This window comes from Micrococcus sp. M4NT, from assembly GCF_033790745.1.
Lineage (GTDB): Bacteria > Actinomycetota > Actinomycetes > Actinomycetales > Micrococcaceae > Micrococcus.
The window spans coordinates 134,274-147,713 of the sequence record NZ_JAMYEH010000008.1 but is presented as its reverse complement, the minus strand read 5'-3'; the positions used below and the strand labels follow the sequence as shown (position 1 = coordinate 147,713).

The window sequence follows — 13,440 nt, the reverse complement described above, 5'->3', positions numbered from 1 at the left end:
CGGTGGTGGGGGGCCGACGTCGTCGGTGGCGGGGCTCAGAGGGCGAAGCGTGCCTTCTGGGCCTCGTAGCGCTCGCGGATGGAGGCGGGCAGCGAGTCGCCGAAGCGCTCCAGCCACTCCTCGATGAGCTCGGACTCCTTGGCCCACTCCTCACGGTCCACCTTGAGGGCGTCCTCGAGGTCCGCGTCGGACACGTCCAGGCCGGTCAGGTCGAGGGACTCGGGGGTGGGGGTGAAGCCGATCGGGGTCTCCACGGCGTCGGCCTTGCCCTCGAGGCGCTCCGCGACCCACTTGAGCACGCGGGAGTTCTCACCGAAGCCGGGCCACGCGAAGCCGCCGTCGCGGTTGCGGCGGAACCAGTTCACGAGGTAGATGCGCGGCAGCTTCTCCGCGTCGGCCTTGCCGGACTCCTCGATCCAGTGGGCCAGGTAGTCGCCGGCGTCGTAGCCGAGAAACGGCAGCATGGCCATCGGGTCGCGGCGCACCACGCCCACAGCGCCGGCGGCGGCCGCGGTGGTCTCCGAGGAGAGGGTGGCGCCCTTGAGGATGCCGTCCTCCCAGTCGAAGGCCTCCGTCACGAGGGGGACGGTGGTCTTGCGGCGGCCGCCGAAGAGGATCGCGTCCAGCTTCACGCCGGCCGGGTCCCGGTACTCGTCCGCGAGCATGTCGGTCTGCTCGATCGGGGTGCAGAAGCGCGAGTTGGGGTGGGCTGCCGGGGTGTCGGACTCGGGCGTCCAGTCGTTCCCGCGCCAGTCGGTCAGGTGCGCGGGCACTTCGTCCGTCATGCCCTCCCACCACACGCCGCCGTCGTCCGTGAGGGCGACGTTGGTGAAGATGGAGTTGCCGCGGGCGATCGCGCGCATGGCGTTCGGGTTGGTGGACCAGCCCGTGCCGGGGGCCACGCCGAAGTAGCCGGTCTCGGGGTTGATCACGCGCAGCTCGCCATCGTGGCCGGCGCGGATCCACGTGATGTCGTCGCCCAGGGTCTCGGCCTTCCAGCCCTCGATCGTGGGGTCGATCAGCGCGAGGTTGGTCTTGCCGCACGCGGAGGGGAAGGCGCCCGTGATGTGGAAGGCACGGCCCTCGGGGTTGGTGAGCTTGAGGATCAGCATGTGCTCGGCCAGCCAGCCCTCGTCCCGCGCCATCACGGAGGCGATGCGCAGCGCGTAGCACTTCTTGCCCAGCAGGGCGTTGCCGCCGTAGCCCGAGCCGTACGACCAGATGGAGCGCTCCTCGGGGAAGTGCACGATCCACTTGGTGGCGTTGCACGGCCACGACACGTCCTGCTCACCGGGGGCGAGGGGGGCGCCCACGGAGTGCACGGCGGGCACGTAGAAGGCCTGCTCGCGGGACATCTTCTCCAGCACGTCGGTGCCGATGCGGGCCATGATGCGCATGGACATCACGACGTAGGCGGAGTCGGTGATCTCCACGCCGTACTTGGGGTCCTCGGCGTCGAGGTGGCCCATGACGAACGGGATCACGTACATGGTGCGGCCGCGCATGGAGCCGCGGAAGGCGTCGTCGAGGATGCCGTGCATCTCGGCGGGGGCCTTCCAGTTGTTGGTGAAGCCCGCGTCCTCCTCCTTCTCGGAGCAGATGAACGTGCGGTCCTCCACGCGGGCGACGTCGGCCGGGTCGGAGAACGCGGCGAACGAGTGCGGGAAGAGGTCGTCGTTCAGCTTCGTCAGGGTGCCGGCCTCGACGAGCTCGGCGGCGAGGCGGTCGTACTCCTCCTGGGAACCGTCCACCCAGTGGACCTCGTCCGGCTGCGTCAGCTCGGCGATCTCGGCGACCCAGTCGCGCAGCTGGGCGTAGTCCGTGGGCGCGTCCTGCACAGCACGCTCCGCGAAGGTGGGGGTGGCGTTGTCAGCCATGGAGAGTCCTCCCGTAGGGGTCCTGTACCGTTCCGTCCCACCACAGACGTGCACACCGATCATGGTGCGCCACGCCGTTGTGGTCGCACGGTCTTGGGGCCATGGTACCCGAGGGGCCTGAGGCGAGGCCGCCCAGGGCGGCCTCACCCGAGGGCGGCCCGGCCGCCCACGGGGCCCGTTTTGCACGTGCGGGGAAGGTGTGTATAGTTCTACGAGTTCGATCCGCTCCGGCGGAACGGAAGATGCGCCCATAGCTCAGCTGGATAGAGCGTCTGTCTACGGAACAGAAGGTCAGGGGTTCGAATCCCTTTGGGCGCACCACAGGGAAGGCCCCCGCTCCTCAGAGAGCGGGGGCCTTCGTCGTCCCCGAGAGGTCCAGCGACGTCGGGGCCCGCTCCGGCGGCGTCAGCGGCCCGGCACCACGAAGTGGGTGAGGGCGGCGTCGCGCCCGTCGAGCTCGGCCCACGGCTTGTCCACCCGGAAGACCTGCAGCCCCAGCGTGGGGTAGTGCTCCGTCATGGCCAGCGCTGCGTCCTGGTCCGAGTCGAGGCTCATGAGGCGCATGCCGAGGTTCTGCACCCACGGCATGTGACCCACCACCAGGAGGCGGCGGACGCCCTCCTCGGTCTCGTTGACGATCGAGAGCGCGCGGGCGGCGTCGGCCTCGTAGAGCCGTCGGTCCAGATAGGGGGTGGGGGCGAGCTCGCCGAGCTGCTCGCACACCCACACGCAGGTCTGCCGGGTGCGCAACGCGTCCGAGCAGACGATGCCGTCCGGGACGAGCCCGTTCTCCCGGAGCCAGCGGCCGGCGGCGGGCGCCTGATCGTGCCCGCGCGCGGCGAGCGGGCGGTCGTGGTCGTCCGCCCCCTCGGGCCAGCCGGCCTTGGCATGCCGCAGGACGATCAGGGTCTTCGCGTCGGAGCCGCTCATGGCGCCGCGGTCAGATGGAGTACTCGGGAGCGGCCCACACGACGACCTCGGGGTGCCGGTAGAAGCGGTAGCCCTGGCCGCGCACGGTGCGCACGGTGTTGGCCAGGCGGCCGAGCTTGGCGCGGAGGCGGCGGATGTGGACGTCGATCGTGCGCTCGTTGGGGACCTCGTCCGAGGTGCGCCACAGCGCCTCGAGCAGCTCGTCGCGGCCCACCGTGCGCTCCCCGTTCTCCACGAGGTAGTTGAGCAGCTCGAACTCCTTGAACGTGAGGTTCAGCGGCTCCCCGTCCAGCTGCACCTCGCGACGGGACAGGTCGATCAGCACGCCGGGCTGCCGCGTGGACACCGGGGCGGGCGCCTGGGCCAGGTCGGGGCGCAAGGCGCCCTGCACGGTGGGGTCGCCCAGCACCTGGCGGACCACCTCGAGGTCGTCGCCCTCAGCGCCGGCCGGGGCCAGGGCGACGGCGGCGTGGGACTGGGAGCCCGGGACGAGCGACTCGACGTAGTGGCGCAGCTCGTTGGCGAGGCGGGTGAGCGAGGTGCCGGCGGCCGAGGCCGCGAGCTCGTCCATGCCCACGTAGATCACGAAGCCGCGGGCCTCGTTCTCCCGGGCCACCGCCTGGGGGCCGGGGACGCCGTTGGGCGCGAGCACGGGAGTCGGATCGGTCTGCGCGGGGAGCCGGCCCGGCGCGGGCGTCCCGGCGAGGCGGAGGTCGCCGCGGCCTGCCGCGCCCCGCACCCGGTGGCCCGGGGTCCGGCGCTGCGCGTTGCGCACCGAGACATGCACGTATCCGGCGGACTCACTCATGACCGTCACTCCTCAGTCGGTTCCCCGCCTGCTCGCGAGAACGCGGGCGGGATCGTCATATGACGACTATGTGACGTCGCCCGGCGATCTGGCAAGTAACACTGAGTGGATCGTCTCGCATATCGGACGCTCAGGATCCATTTGTGTCTAAGCTCACCATTCGTCGACCTGCATAACCCCGCCGCGTCATTTTTGACCGGACGCCGCCCCCATCGAGGGCCTCGCAGATGTATGCCGCATATTCTCCCAGCAGACTCCCAGTTGAGATCTCCCACACCGGATTGCCTCCGACGTCGCCCCCCGCCCGTCCATCTGGTGGACGACACATTCGACACGGTGGTCACCGAAAGCACGAGACCCCCGCCGGAGCGGGGGTCTCGGGGAGCGGGCTGCAGCGCCGGGGCCGGCGGTGCAGCCGGTTCACTCGGCCAGGCCGTAGAGGCGGTCTCCCGCGTCGCCGAGTCCCGGGACGATGTAGGAGCGCTCGTTGAGCCGCTCGTCGAGGGCCGCGAGGTAGAGGTCCACCTCCATGTCGCCCAGGGACTCCTCGAGGCGCGCGATGCCCTCCGGCGCCGCGAGCAGGCAGAGGCATGTCACCCGTGCCGCACCGCGCTCGTAGAGGAAGCGGATGGCCTCGACCAGGGTCCCGCCCGTGGCGAGCATCGGGTCCAGGAGGAAGACGTGGCGTCCGGTCAGGTCGGCGGGCAGGCGCTCGGCGTACGTGACGATGTCGAGGGTCTCCTCGTTGCGCGCCATGCCCAGGAAGCCGACCTCCGCGGAGGGCGCCATCTTGACCATGCCCTCGAGCATGCCGAGGCCCGCGCGCAGGATGGGCACCACGAGGGGACGCGGGCGGGCCAGGCGGGTGCCCGTCGTCGTGGTCACGGGCGTCTCGATCGTCACGGGCTCCACCGCGACGTCGCGCGTCGCCTCATAGCCCAGGAGCATCACCAGCTCCTCGGTGAGCTGGCGGAAGATCATCGAGGGGGTCTCCCGCTTCCGCAGGACGGTGAGCTTGTGGGCGACGAGGGGGTGGTCGACGACGTGAACGCGCATGCTCCCACGCTACCGTCCCCCGTACGCTGGAGCCGTGCCCTCCTCCGTGTCCTCCGCGTCTGCCCCCGCGCCCACCTCCGCGCAGGAGCACGCCTGGATGGGCCTGGCCCTCGGGGTCGCCCGCGCCGCCGGCGAGGCCGGAGACGTCCCGATCGGCGCGGTCCTCGTGGCCGGGGACGGGACCGTCCTCGCGGCGGAGGGCAACGAGCGCGAGCAGCACCACGACCCCACCGCCCACGCCGAGGTCCTGGCGCTGCGCCGCGCGGCCGAGGCCCTGGCGGCCTCGGGCAGCGGCGACGGATGGCGCCTCACCGACTCCACCCTCGTGGTCACCCTCGAGCCCTGCCCCATGTGCGCGGGGGCCTTGCTGCTCGCCCGCGTCCCGCGCGTTGTGTTCGGGGCGTGGGATCCCAAGGCGGGCGCGTGCGGCTCCGTGCTGGACGTGGTGCGGGACCCGCGCTTCAACCACACGGTGCAGGTGCGCGGCGGCGTCCGCGCCGCGGAGTCCGCCGCCCTGCTGCGCGGATTCTTCGCCGCGCACCGGGAATGAGCCGACGGCCGGGCACGGCCGGCTCCGGGGCCGACGACGACGACGGCCCGCGGCCGGTTTGGGCGCGTCGTGGCCGCTCGGGTAGAGTGTCCCAGTCTGGTGACGTGTCCGAGCGGCCGAAGGTGCAGCACTCGAAATGCTGTGTACGGTAACCCCGTACCGTGGGTTCAAATCCCACCGTCACCGCCAGATGTGAAGGCCCCGAGTCCCGCGTGATCCTGCGCTGACCGGGGCCTTCGTCATGCACCCACATCGGGCGCACAGCCTGTTCACGGGCCGTTCCCCGCCCTCCACTAGAGTGCGCGGCGTCACCACCGCTCCCTCACCGCCCTGGAGGCCCCCCTTGTCCCCCACCACCGATCCCGCCGCAGGCCCCACCCCGCCGGCGAACGCCTCATCCCTGGCCCGCCGTGCCCCTCACCTGCGCTTCCCGTGGGCGCCGCTCGCAGCGGTCGCCTCCGCCCTCGTGTCCCTGCTCACCCTCTTCCTGCCGGCCGCGAGCGTGAGCCTCTTCGGCGGCCGGATCAGCCAGAGCTTCCTGGAGGCGAGCGCGGACGAGGCCGGGATCATCCTGGCCCTGCTGCTGCTCACCATCGCCCTGTGCGTGGCGGCCTTCCTGGTCTCAGCGGCGTGGGCGCGCATCGCCGCCGGCGTCCTGGCTGTCCTCACCGGCCTGTTCCTGATGGTGGACGGCTTCGCGAACATCGGGAGGGTGGCCGGCCACGGCGCCAGCCCCGGCATCGGCCTGGTGCTCATGGGCCTGGCCGGCCTCGCGCTCGCGGCCGCCGGCGTCCTGATGTTCCTGGCCCGCAGGGGCGGCACACCCGGCGAGCGGGCGAAGGTCACGCAGCGCGTCGACTGACGTCACCGGGTCGTACGACCGGGGTCGGGTGCCTGGCGCGTCCGGGCCCGGTGCCATCATGGACCCCATGTCAGTGAAGGTGCTCGCCGTCGGCAAGAAGCATGAAGCGTGGGTCTCGGACGGGATCGCACGCTACGAGCGGCGCCTCAAGAGGCCCTACGATCTCACGTGGCAGCTCCTCCCCCACTCCGCGCGGCAGGAGGACGCGGCCCGGACCGAGGAGTCGGACCGCATCCTGGCCAAGGTCGGCGGGGACGAGCACATGATCCTCCTGGACGAGCGCGGCAATGGCTTCGACTCCCCCGGCCTGGCCCGGCACCTGCAGGCGCAGTTCGACGTCGGCGCACCCGTCACGCTCGTGATCGGCGGCGCGTACGGGGTGGACCAGCGCGTCCACGCGCGGTCCGACCGCGTGTGGTCCCTCTCCGGCCTCGTCTTCCCGCACCAGCTTGTGCGCCTCATCCTGGCAGAGCAGGTCTACCGCGCGCAGGAGATCTCCGCCGGCCGGCCGTACCACCACGCATGAGCGGCGCCGAGGGGGCCGGGGCGCCCGCCCCGAGCGCCGCCGCCGTCCTCTCCCGCTTCAGCGAGCCCACCCGCGCGTGGTTCACGGGTGCCTTCGAGGGGCCGACGCCGGCGCAGGTGGGCGCGTGGGACGCGATCTCCTCGGGCCGCCACGCCCTCGTGATCGCCCCGACGGGCTCCGGCAAGACCCTCTCCTCCTTCCTCTGGGCGCTGGACTCGTTCGTGCGCGAGCCCGCGGACCCGGAGGTCTCCGCCACCCGCGTCCTCTACATCTCCCCGCTCAAGGCGCTCGGCGTGGACGTGGAGCGCAACCTGCGTGCCCCGCTGATCGGCATCACGCAGACCGCACGCACCCTCGGCCGGGCAGTGCCGCAGGTGCGCGTGGGCGTGCGGTCCGGGGACACCCCCGCGGCAGAGCGGCGCCGTCTGCTGCAGGACCCGCCGGACATCCTCATCACCACGCCCGAGTCCCTCTTCCTGATGCTCACCTCGAAGGGCCGCTCGGCCCTGGCCGGCGTGCGCACCGTGATCGTGGACGAGGTGCACGCCGTCGCCGGCACGAAGCGCGGCGCCCACCTGGCCGTGTCCCTCGAGCGCCTCGACGCGCTGCTCGAGAGGCCCGTGCAGCGCATCGGCCTCTCCGCCACGGTGGAGCCGGCCTCCGAGGTCGCCCGCTTCCTCGGCGGCGTGCAGCCGGTCACCATCGTGCGGCCCGCCTCGGCCAAGCAGTGGGACCTCACGGTGAGCGTCCCCATCCCGGACATGACCGACCTCTCCGCCCCCTCGGGTGCCCAGGACACGGGTCCGGGATCCTCTCCGGCGGGCGCCCCGGGCGGGGCCGACGGGGGCGCGGCCATGGGCGGCTCCATCTGGCCGCACGTGGAGGAGCGGATCGTGGACCTGGTGTCCGAGCGCCGCTCCACCCTGGTGTTCGCCAACTCCCGCCGCCTCGCCGAACGTCTCACGGGTCGCCTCAACGAGATCTGGGAGGCCCGCCAGGAGGCGGCCGCCGCCGCGGACCTGCCCGACGCCGTCCCGGGCTTCCGCGAGCCGGCCCAGGCGGGCGACGTCGTCGCCGGATGGCTGGCGCAGCGGGACGCGGCCCCCGCGACGCCGCGCACCCCGGTCCACGGACCCGCCCAGGTGGCCGGGCAGACCGGCACCGGCTCGGGGACGGTCTCCGACTTCGCCCGCGCCCACCACGGCTCCGTCTCCAAGGAGCAGCGCGCCATCGTGGAGGAGGCGCTGAAGACCGGGCAGATCCGCTGCGTCGTGGCCACGAGCTCGCTCGAGCTCGGCATCGACATGGGCGCGGTGGACCAGGTGATCCAGGTGGAGTCGCCGCCGTCGGTGGCCTCGGGCCTGCAGCGCGTGGGCCGCGCGGGCCACCAGGTGGGAGAGGTCTCCCGCGGCGTGTTCTTCCCCAAGCACCGCGGGGACCTCGTCGACACCGCCGTGGTCGCCGAACGCATGGTGGCCGGGTGCATCGAGTCCCTGCGCGTCCCCGCCAACCCGCTGGACATCCTGGCCCAGCAGACGGTGGCCGCCGTCGCGATCGAGGACGTGGAGGCCGAGGCCTGGTTCGACCTCGTGCGCCGCTCCGCCCCGTTCTCGGCTCTGCCGCACTCGGCCTACGAGTCTGTGCTGGACCTGCTCGCCGGCCGCTACCCCTCGGACGAGTTCGCCGAGCTGCGCCCGCGCATCCTGTGGGACCGCGAGGAGGGCACGCTCTCCGGCCGCCCCGGCGCCCAGCGCCTCGCCGTCACCTCGGGCGGCACCATCCCGGACCGCGGCCTGTTCGGCGTCTTCCTGGCCACGGACTCCTCCGGCGCGGGCGGCGGCCCGGACGGCGCGGCCGCCGACGGGGACACCGGCGAGTCCGCGGCGAAGTCCTCGGCCGGCTCCGCGCGCTCGGGCGGGCGCCGCGTCGGCGAGCTGGACGAGGAGATGGTCTACGAGTCCCGCGTGGGCGACGTGATCCTGCTCGGCGCCACGTCCTGGCGGATCGTGGACATCACCGCCGACCGCGTGCTGGTGCTCCCCGCCTACGGCCAGCCGGGCAAGCTCCCGTTCTGGCGCGGCGACGCCGCCGGACGCCCCGCCGAGCTCGGCGACGCCGTCGGGCGCTTCCGCCGCGAGGTGGACGCGGACCCGGAGTCCGCGCCCGCCCGCCTCGAGGCCGCGGGCCTGGACCCGTGGGCGCGGGACAACCTGGTGGCCTACCTCAAGGCGCAGCGTGAGGCCACGGGCACCCTGCCCACGGAGAAGACCCTCGTGGTGGAGCGGTTCACGGACGAGCTCGGCGACTGGCGCGTGGTGCTCCACTCCCCCTTCGGCATGGCCGTCCACGCGCCCTGGGCGCTCGCGGTGGGCGCCCGGCTGGCCCAGCGCTACGGCCTCGAGACCGGCTCCGGCGCCGCGATGGCCGCCGATGACGGCATCGTCCTGCGCATCCCCCTCATGGACACGGAGCCGCCGGGCGCAGAGCTCTTCGAGTTCACGGCGGAGGAGCTCGACGAGATCGTCACGGCGGAGGTCGGCGGATCCGCGCTGTTCGCCGCCCGCTTCCGCGAGAACGCCGCCCGCGCCCTGCTGCTCCCCCGCCGCAACCCCGGCCGGCGCTCGCCCCTGTGGCAGCAGCGCCAGCGCGCCGCCCAGCTGCTGGACGTGGCCCGCAAGTTCCCGCAGTTCCCGGTGATCCTGGAGACCGTCCGCGAGGTGCTCCAGGACGTCTACGACCTCCCGGCCCTCAAGGACGTCGCCGCCCGCCTCGCGTCGCGTGCGGTCCGCATGGTCGAGGTCACGACGACGGCGCCCTCGCCCTTCGCGCAGTCCATCCTCTTCGGGTACGTCGCCCAGTTCATCTACGAGGGCGACTCCCCCCTGGCCGAGCGCCGCGCGGCGGCCCTGTCCCTCGATCCGGCGCTGCTGTCCGAGCTGCTCGGCACGGAGGAGCTGCGGGAGCTCCTGGACGCGGACGTCATCGCCGGCGTCGAGGCGGAGCTGCAGCGGCTCGCCCCGGACCGGCGCGTGCGCGGGGCCGAAGGCCTCGCTGACCTGCTGCGGCTCGTGGGCCCGCTCACCGTGGTGGAGGCGGCGCGGCGGACACAGCCGGAGGTCGAGGCAGGGGCGGCGGACCCTGAGCCGGCCGCCGGTGAGACACCCGCGTCTGAGCCGGACCCCGCCGCGCACGAGGCCGCCGTCGCCGGGATGCTGGACGAGCTCGTCCGCGCCAACCGGGCGTTCCGCCTGCGCCGCGAAGGCGGGGAGGTCTACGCGGCGGTCGAGGACGCGGCCCGCCTGCGCGACGCCCTCGGCGTGCCGATCCCCATGGGCGTGCCGGTCACGTTCCTCGAGCCGGTCGAGGATCCCCTCGGCGACCTCGTGGGCCGCTACGCCCGCACCCACGGGCCCTTCACGGCCGCCGAGGCGGGCGCGGCGCTCGGACTGGGCGGCGCCGTCGTGCTGGGGGTGCTGCAGCGCCTGGCCTCCGAGCGCCGGGTCAGCACCGGCGCGTTCCGCCCGGACGGCGCGCCCGGCGCGACGGGCCTGGACGCCGAGTGGTGCGAGTCCGAGGTGCTGCGCCGCATCCGCCGCCGCTCCCTCGCCGCCCTGCGCGCCGAGGTGGAGCCGGTGGAGCAGGCCGCCTACGGCCGGTTCCTCGCCGACTGGCAGCACCTGCGCCCCCGCCCCGGGCGCCCGTCCCCGGCGTCGCTCGAGGGCGTGGACGGCGTGGCCGTCGCCCTGGACCAGCTGGCCGGCATGCCCCTGCCCGCGAGCGCGTGGGAGTCCCTCGTGCTGCCGGCGCGCGTGCGGGACTACGCGCCCACGATGCTCGACGAGCTGCTCTCCACGGGCGAGTACGTGTGGTCCGGGACCGCGGAGGCCGCCGGCAACGACGGCTGGGTGGCGATCCACCCTGCCGACGCCGTCGACCTCACGCTCCGCCTTCCCGAGGCCCAGCAGGGGCCCGCCCCCGCGGACGCGGAGCTGCGCGAGCGGATCCTCGCGGTGCTCGGCGCGGGCGGCGCGTGGTTCTTCCCGCAGCTCGTGGAGCGGGTGCTGGCCCTCGGGGCCCAGCAGGGCGCCGACCCGGTGCGCGGCCCCGCGGTCCTCGAGGCGCTGTGGGGGCTCGTGTGGGCCGGGCGCGTCGGCAACGACACCTTCGCGCCCGTGCGCGGACTGCTCTCGCTCGGCAAGACCGCGCACCGCACGGGGAGGCAGTCCCCGCGGGCGCGGACCGCTCGCACGGGCGGTGCGGGCCGCGGGCTGGGCAGTCGGCTGGCGGGGGTGCGCGGGCGCGGCCGGTACGCGGGCCTCGCAGCCGGCGACGGCGCGGCGGGGTCGGCGAGCGCGGGCATCGCCCCCGGCGTGGGCGGGCTCTCCGCCGCGGAGCAGGCGCGCGCGGCGGGGCGCTGGGCCCTGCTGCCCGCCGCGGAGCAGGATCCCACCGTGCGCGCCCACGCCACCGCCGAGCTGCTGCTGGACCGCTACGGCGTGATCACGCGCGGCTCCGTGGTGGCCGAGGAGGTGCCCGGCGGCTTCGCGGGGCAGTACCAGCTGCTCACCCGCATGGAGGACGCCGGCCAGGTGCGCCGCGGCCACTTCGTGGAGGGCCTCGGCGGCGCCCAGTTCTCCACGGGCGCCGTGGTGGACCGGCTGCGCGGCTTCCAGCGCGCGCAGGAGGAGGGCGGGGACGACGACGGCGCGGACGGTCCCGGCGCGATCGGCGGTCCGCCCTCTGGCTGGGTCAGCCCTCTCGGGCCGCCCCCCGGCCGCCCGGCCGTCAACCCCCATGCCCGGCCGGAGGAGCCGGACCCGCCGGCACTCGCGCTCGCCGCCACGGACCCCGCCAACCCCTACGGCGCGGCCCTCGACTGGCCCTCGGTGCCGCCGGGCCCGGGCGGTGTGGTCCCCACGGGGCACCGGCCGGGCCGGAAGGCGGGCGCCGTCGTCGTGCTGATCCGCGGCCGGCTGGTGCTGTACATGGAGCGCGGCGGCAAGACCCTGCTGTGCTTCACGGAGCACGCGGCGGAGCTGCGGGCCGCCGCAGCGGCGCTCGTGTGGGCGCTGCGCACCGGGAAGACCGAGCGCCTGAGCCTCGAGAAGGTCAACGGGGCTCCCGTTCTCGGCACCCCGCTGGCCGGCGCGATGCTCGACGCGGGGTTCTACTCGTCCCCGTCTGGGATCCGGTACCGCAGCTGAGGCAGGCCGTCGTGGGGAGGCCCCACCGCAGCCGCGGCGCGTCATCATGGCGTCACGCGGGAGGCGTGGCGGCTCGGGCGGCGGGCGCACGACAGCACCGGGCGGCGCCGGGTAGGTTCGCGCCCATGAGCGAGAACCCGAGCACCGCCGAGGACACCCTGACGCACGACCCCGCGAGCGGACTGGCCGGCACGGATCCCGTGGCCCCGTCCGAGCCGGACGGCCCGTTCGGCGCCGACCCCGAGGCCGAGCTCCTCGGCGAGTCCATGCCGCACCCCTCCGAGCCCTCCGTGACGCCGTTCCTCATGTTCGAGGGCGACGCCGGCGCCGCCATGGACGCCTACCTCACCGCGTTCGTGGAGCACCTGCCGGTCACCGAGGTCCGCCGCGACCTGTTCGACGACTCGACGCCCCGCGGCGCCGAGTGGGCGGGCAAGGTCTCGCACGGCGAGCTCGAGATCGCGGGCCAGCGGCTGCGCTTCTTCGACTCGTTCACCCCGCACGGCTTCTCCTTCACCCCCTCGATCAGCCTCTTCGTGGAGCTGCCGGACCCCACGGCGGTGGACGCGATCCACGACGCCCTCGTCTCCGGCGGCGGCGCCGACCTCATGCCCCCGGACGACTACGGCTTCTCCCGCCGCTTCGCGTGGGTGGCCGACCGCTTCGGCGTGACGTGGCAGCTCAACGCGGTGTGAGCGCCGCCGTCGTGGCGGTGGCCTGACATGCCCGAGGGCGACTCCCTCGTCCGCGCCGCGCACCGCCTGCGCCCCCTGCTCGCGGGACGGGTGCTGCGGCATGCTGACCTGCGCGTGCCCCGGCACGCCACCGCGCGCCTCGAGGGATGGACGGTGGCCGAGGTGCGGCCGCTGGCCAAGTACCTGTTGATGCGGCTCACACCACCCGCCGAGGACGACGGCGCCGCGCCCCTCACGCTGATCTCCCACCTGAAGATGGAGGGGCGCTGGCTCGACTCCGGCCTCGACGCGCCCTGGGGCGCGCCCGCGTGGCAGGTGCGGTGCGTGCTGGAGACGGACGAGGACCGCGTGATCGGCGCGCAGCTGGGCCTGCTCGAGCTCGTCCGCACGGATCGCGAGCACACGGTGGTGGGCCACCTGGGCCCCGACCTGCTCGACCCCGGGTGGGCCGACCCCGCCACCGCCGCGGCACTGCTCGCCGAGGGCGTGCGCCGCCTGACCGAGCGGCCCGGGCGTCCCGTGGGGCGGGCCCTGCTGGACCAGCGCCTCGTCTCCGGGATCGGCAACATCTACCGCTGCGAGACGCTGCTGCTCGCCGGGATCGACCCCCACCGCCCGATCGGCGAGGTCGACGACGTCCCGGGACTCGTCCTGCTGGCCCGGGACCTGCTGCGCGCCAACGTCCCGCCGGCGTCGCCGGTGATCGGTTCACAGCGGGCCACGACGCATGTCCGCCGCAACGAGTCCCGGCCGTTCGCGATCGAGGTCCTCGACGGACCGCCTCGCGGCCGGCAGCCGAGCTACTGGGTCTATGGCCACGATCGCTTCCCGTGCCTGCGCTGCGGCGGGCGCGTGCGCAAGGAGGACTACGGTTCCCCCGAGGACGCCGAGCGGCAGCTGTGGTGGTGCCCGAACTGCCAGTGGTGACTACG

General features: G+C 74.1%; 10 protein-coding genes and 2 tRNA genes. 8 read left to right on the top strand and 4 right to left on the bottom strand.

The genetic code is table 11. From position 1 onward, the window contains the following. Positions 1-35 precede the first annotated feature (35 nt). Positions 36-1,877: a phosphoenolpyruvate carboxykinase (GTP) gene (locus NJC10_RS07310; RefSeq protein WP_319075582.1), complete on the bottom strand. Its 1,842-nt coding sequence runs from the start codon at positions 1,875-1,877 to the stop codon at positions 36-38. Between the two features lie 244 nt (positions 1,878-2,121). Here NJC10_RS07310 and NJC10_RS07305 point away from each other — a divergent pair. Continuing rightward, positions 2,122-2,198: transfer RNA gene (locus tag NJC10_RS07305), tRNA-Arg, on the top strand. 84 nt (positions 2,199-2,282) lie between these two features. On the opposite strand, the gene NJC10_RS07300 is transcribed toward NJC10_RS07305, so the two are convergent. The 3 genes from NJC10_RS07300 to upp all read right to left on the bottom strand — a co-directional run bounded on the left by NJC10_RS07300 (position 2,283) and on the right by upp (position 4,671). Continuing rightward, entirely contained in the window at positions 2,283-2,807 is a 525-nt protein-coding gene (locus tag NJC10_RS07300) for a SixA phosphatase family protein (RefSeq protein ID WP_319075581.1), read from the bottom strand. A 10-nt stretch (positions 2,808-2,817) separates the two neighbouring features. Beyond that, a complete protein-coding gene (locus NJC10_RS07295) occupies positions 2,818-3,615 on the bottom strand; it encodes a winged helix-turn-helix domain-containing protein (RefSeq protein WP_319075580.1) in 798 nt (265 codons plus the stop codon). A gap of 420 nt (positions 3,616-4,035) precedes the next feature. Next, positions 4,036-4,671: a uracil phosphoribosyltransferase gene (gene upp, locus NJC10_RS07290; protein WP_248118076.1), complete on the bottom strand. Its 636-nt coding sequence runs from the start codon at positions 4,669-4,671 to the stop codon at positions 4,036-4,038. On the opposite strand from upp, the gene tadA reads away from it, so the two are divergent. The 7 genes from tadA to NJC10_RS07255 all read left to right on the top strand — a co-directional run bounded on the left by tadA (position 4,670) and on the right by NJC10_RS07255 (position 13,435). Then, positions 4,670-5,221, top strand: coding sequence for a tRNA adenosine(34) deaminase TadA (gene tadA / locus NJC10_RS07285; RefSeq protein ID WP_413466409.1), 552 nt, complete (start codon positions 4,670-4,672; stop codon positions 5,219-5,221). The genes upp and tadA overlap by 2 nt on opposite strands. Before the next feature lie 98 nt (positions 5,222-5,319). Beyond that, positions 5,320-5,410, top strand: a tRNA-Ser gene (locus NJC10_RS07280). Between the two features lie 154 nt (positions 5,411-5,564). Beyond that, positions 5,565-6,083, top strand: a complete 519-nt coding sequence (locus NJC10_RS07275; protein WP_319075574.1) for a hypothetical protein — start codon at positions 5,565-5,567, stop codon at positions 6,081-6,083. A gap of 67 nt (positions 6,084-6,150) precedes the next feature. Then, positions 6,151-6,609 carry a 23S rRNA (pseudouridine(1915)-N(3))-methyltransferase RlmH gene (locus tag NJC10_RS07270; protein WP_319075572.1) on the top strand — a complete coding sequence of 153 codons (459 nt, stop codon included), beginning with the start codon at positions 6,151-6,153 and terminating at the stop codon, positions 6,607-6,609. Continuing rightward, complete coding sequence (locus tag NJC10_RS07265) at positions 6,606-11,813, top strand: ATP-dependent helicase (protein ID WP_319075571.1); 5,208 nt, start codon at positions 6,606-6,608, stop codon at positions 11,811-11,813. The genes NJC10_RS07270 and NJC10_RS07265 overlap by 4 nt, the downstream gene beginning before the upstream one ends. 125 nt (positions 11,814-11,938) lie before the next feature. Beyond that, positions 11,939-12,508: a VOC family protein gene (locus NJC10_RS07260; RefSeq protein WP_298713594.1), complete on the top strand. Its 570-nt coding sequence runs from the start codon at positions 11,939-11,941 to the stop codon at positions 12,506-12,508. 27 nt (positions 12,509-12,535) lie between these two features. Then, the gene (locus NJC10_RS07255) at positions 12,536-13,435 is read left to right on the top strand and encodes a DNA-formamidopyrimidine glycosylase family protein (RefSeq protein WP_319075568.1); all 900 of its coding nucleotides are present in this window, start codon (positions 12,536-12,538) and stop codon (positions 13,433-13,435) included. The last annotated feature ends 5 nt before the right edge of the window (positions 13,436-13,440 follow it).

What these genes read in the sequence shown, in the direction of transcription:
- upp (WP_248118076.1), bottom strand. Translation starts at nt 4,671, where the DNA reads ATGCGCGTTCACGTCGTCGACCACCCCCTCGTCGCCCACAAGCTCACC.
- NJC10_RS07265 (WP_319075571.1), top strand. Translation starts at nt 6,606, where the DNA reads ATGAGCGGCGCCGAGGGGGCCGGGGCGCCCGCCCCGAGCGCCGCCGCC.
- NJC10_RS07260 (WP_298713594.1), top strand. Translation starts at nt 11,939, where the DNA reads ATGAGCGAGAACCCGAGCACCGCCGAGGACACCCTGACGCACGACCCC.
- NJC10_RS07255 (WP_319075568.1), top strand. Translation starts at nt 12,536, where the DNA reads ATGCCCGAGGGCGACTCCCTCGTCCGCGCCGCGCACCGCCTGCGCCCC.
- tadA (WP_413466409.1), top strand. Translation starts at nt 4,670, where the DNA reads ATGCTCCCACGCTACCGTCCCCCGTACGCTGGAGCCGTGCCCTCCTCC.
- NJC10_RS07270 (WP_319075572.1), top strand. Translation starts at nt 6,151, where the DNA reads ATGTCAGTGAAGGTGCTCGCCGTCGGCAAGAAGCATGAAGCGTGGGTC.
- NJC10_RS07310 (WP_319075582.1), bottom strand. Translation starts at nt 1,877, where the DNA reads ATGGCTGACAACGCCACCCCCACCTTCGCGGAGCGTGCTGTGCAGGAC.
- NJC10_RS07300 (WP_319075581.1), bottom strand. Translation starts at nt 2,807, where the DNA reads ATGAGCGGCTCCGACGCGAAGACCCTGATCGTCCTGCGGCATGCCAAG.
- NJC10_RS07295 (WP_319075580.1), bottom strand. Translation starts at nt 3,615, where the DNA reads ATGAGTGAGTCCGCCGGATACGTGCATGTCTCGGTGCGCAACGCGCAG.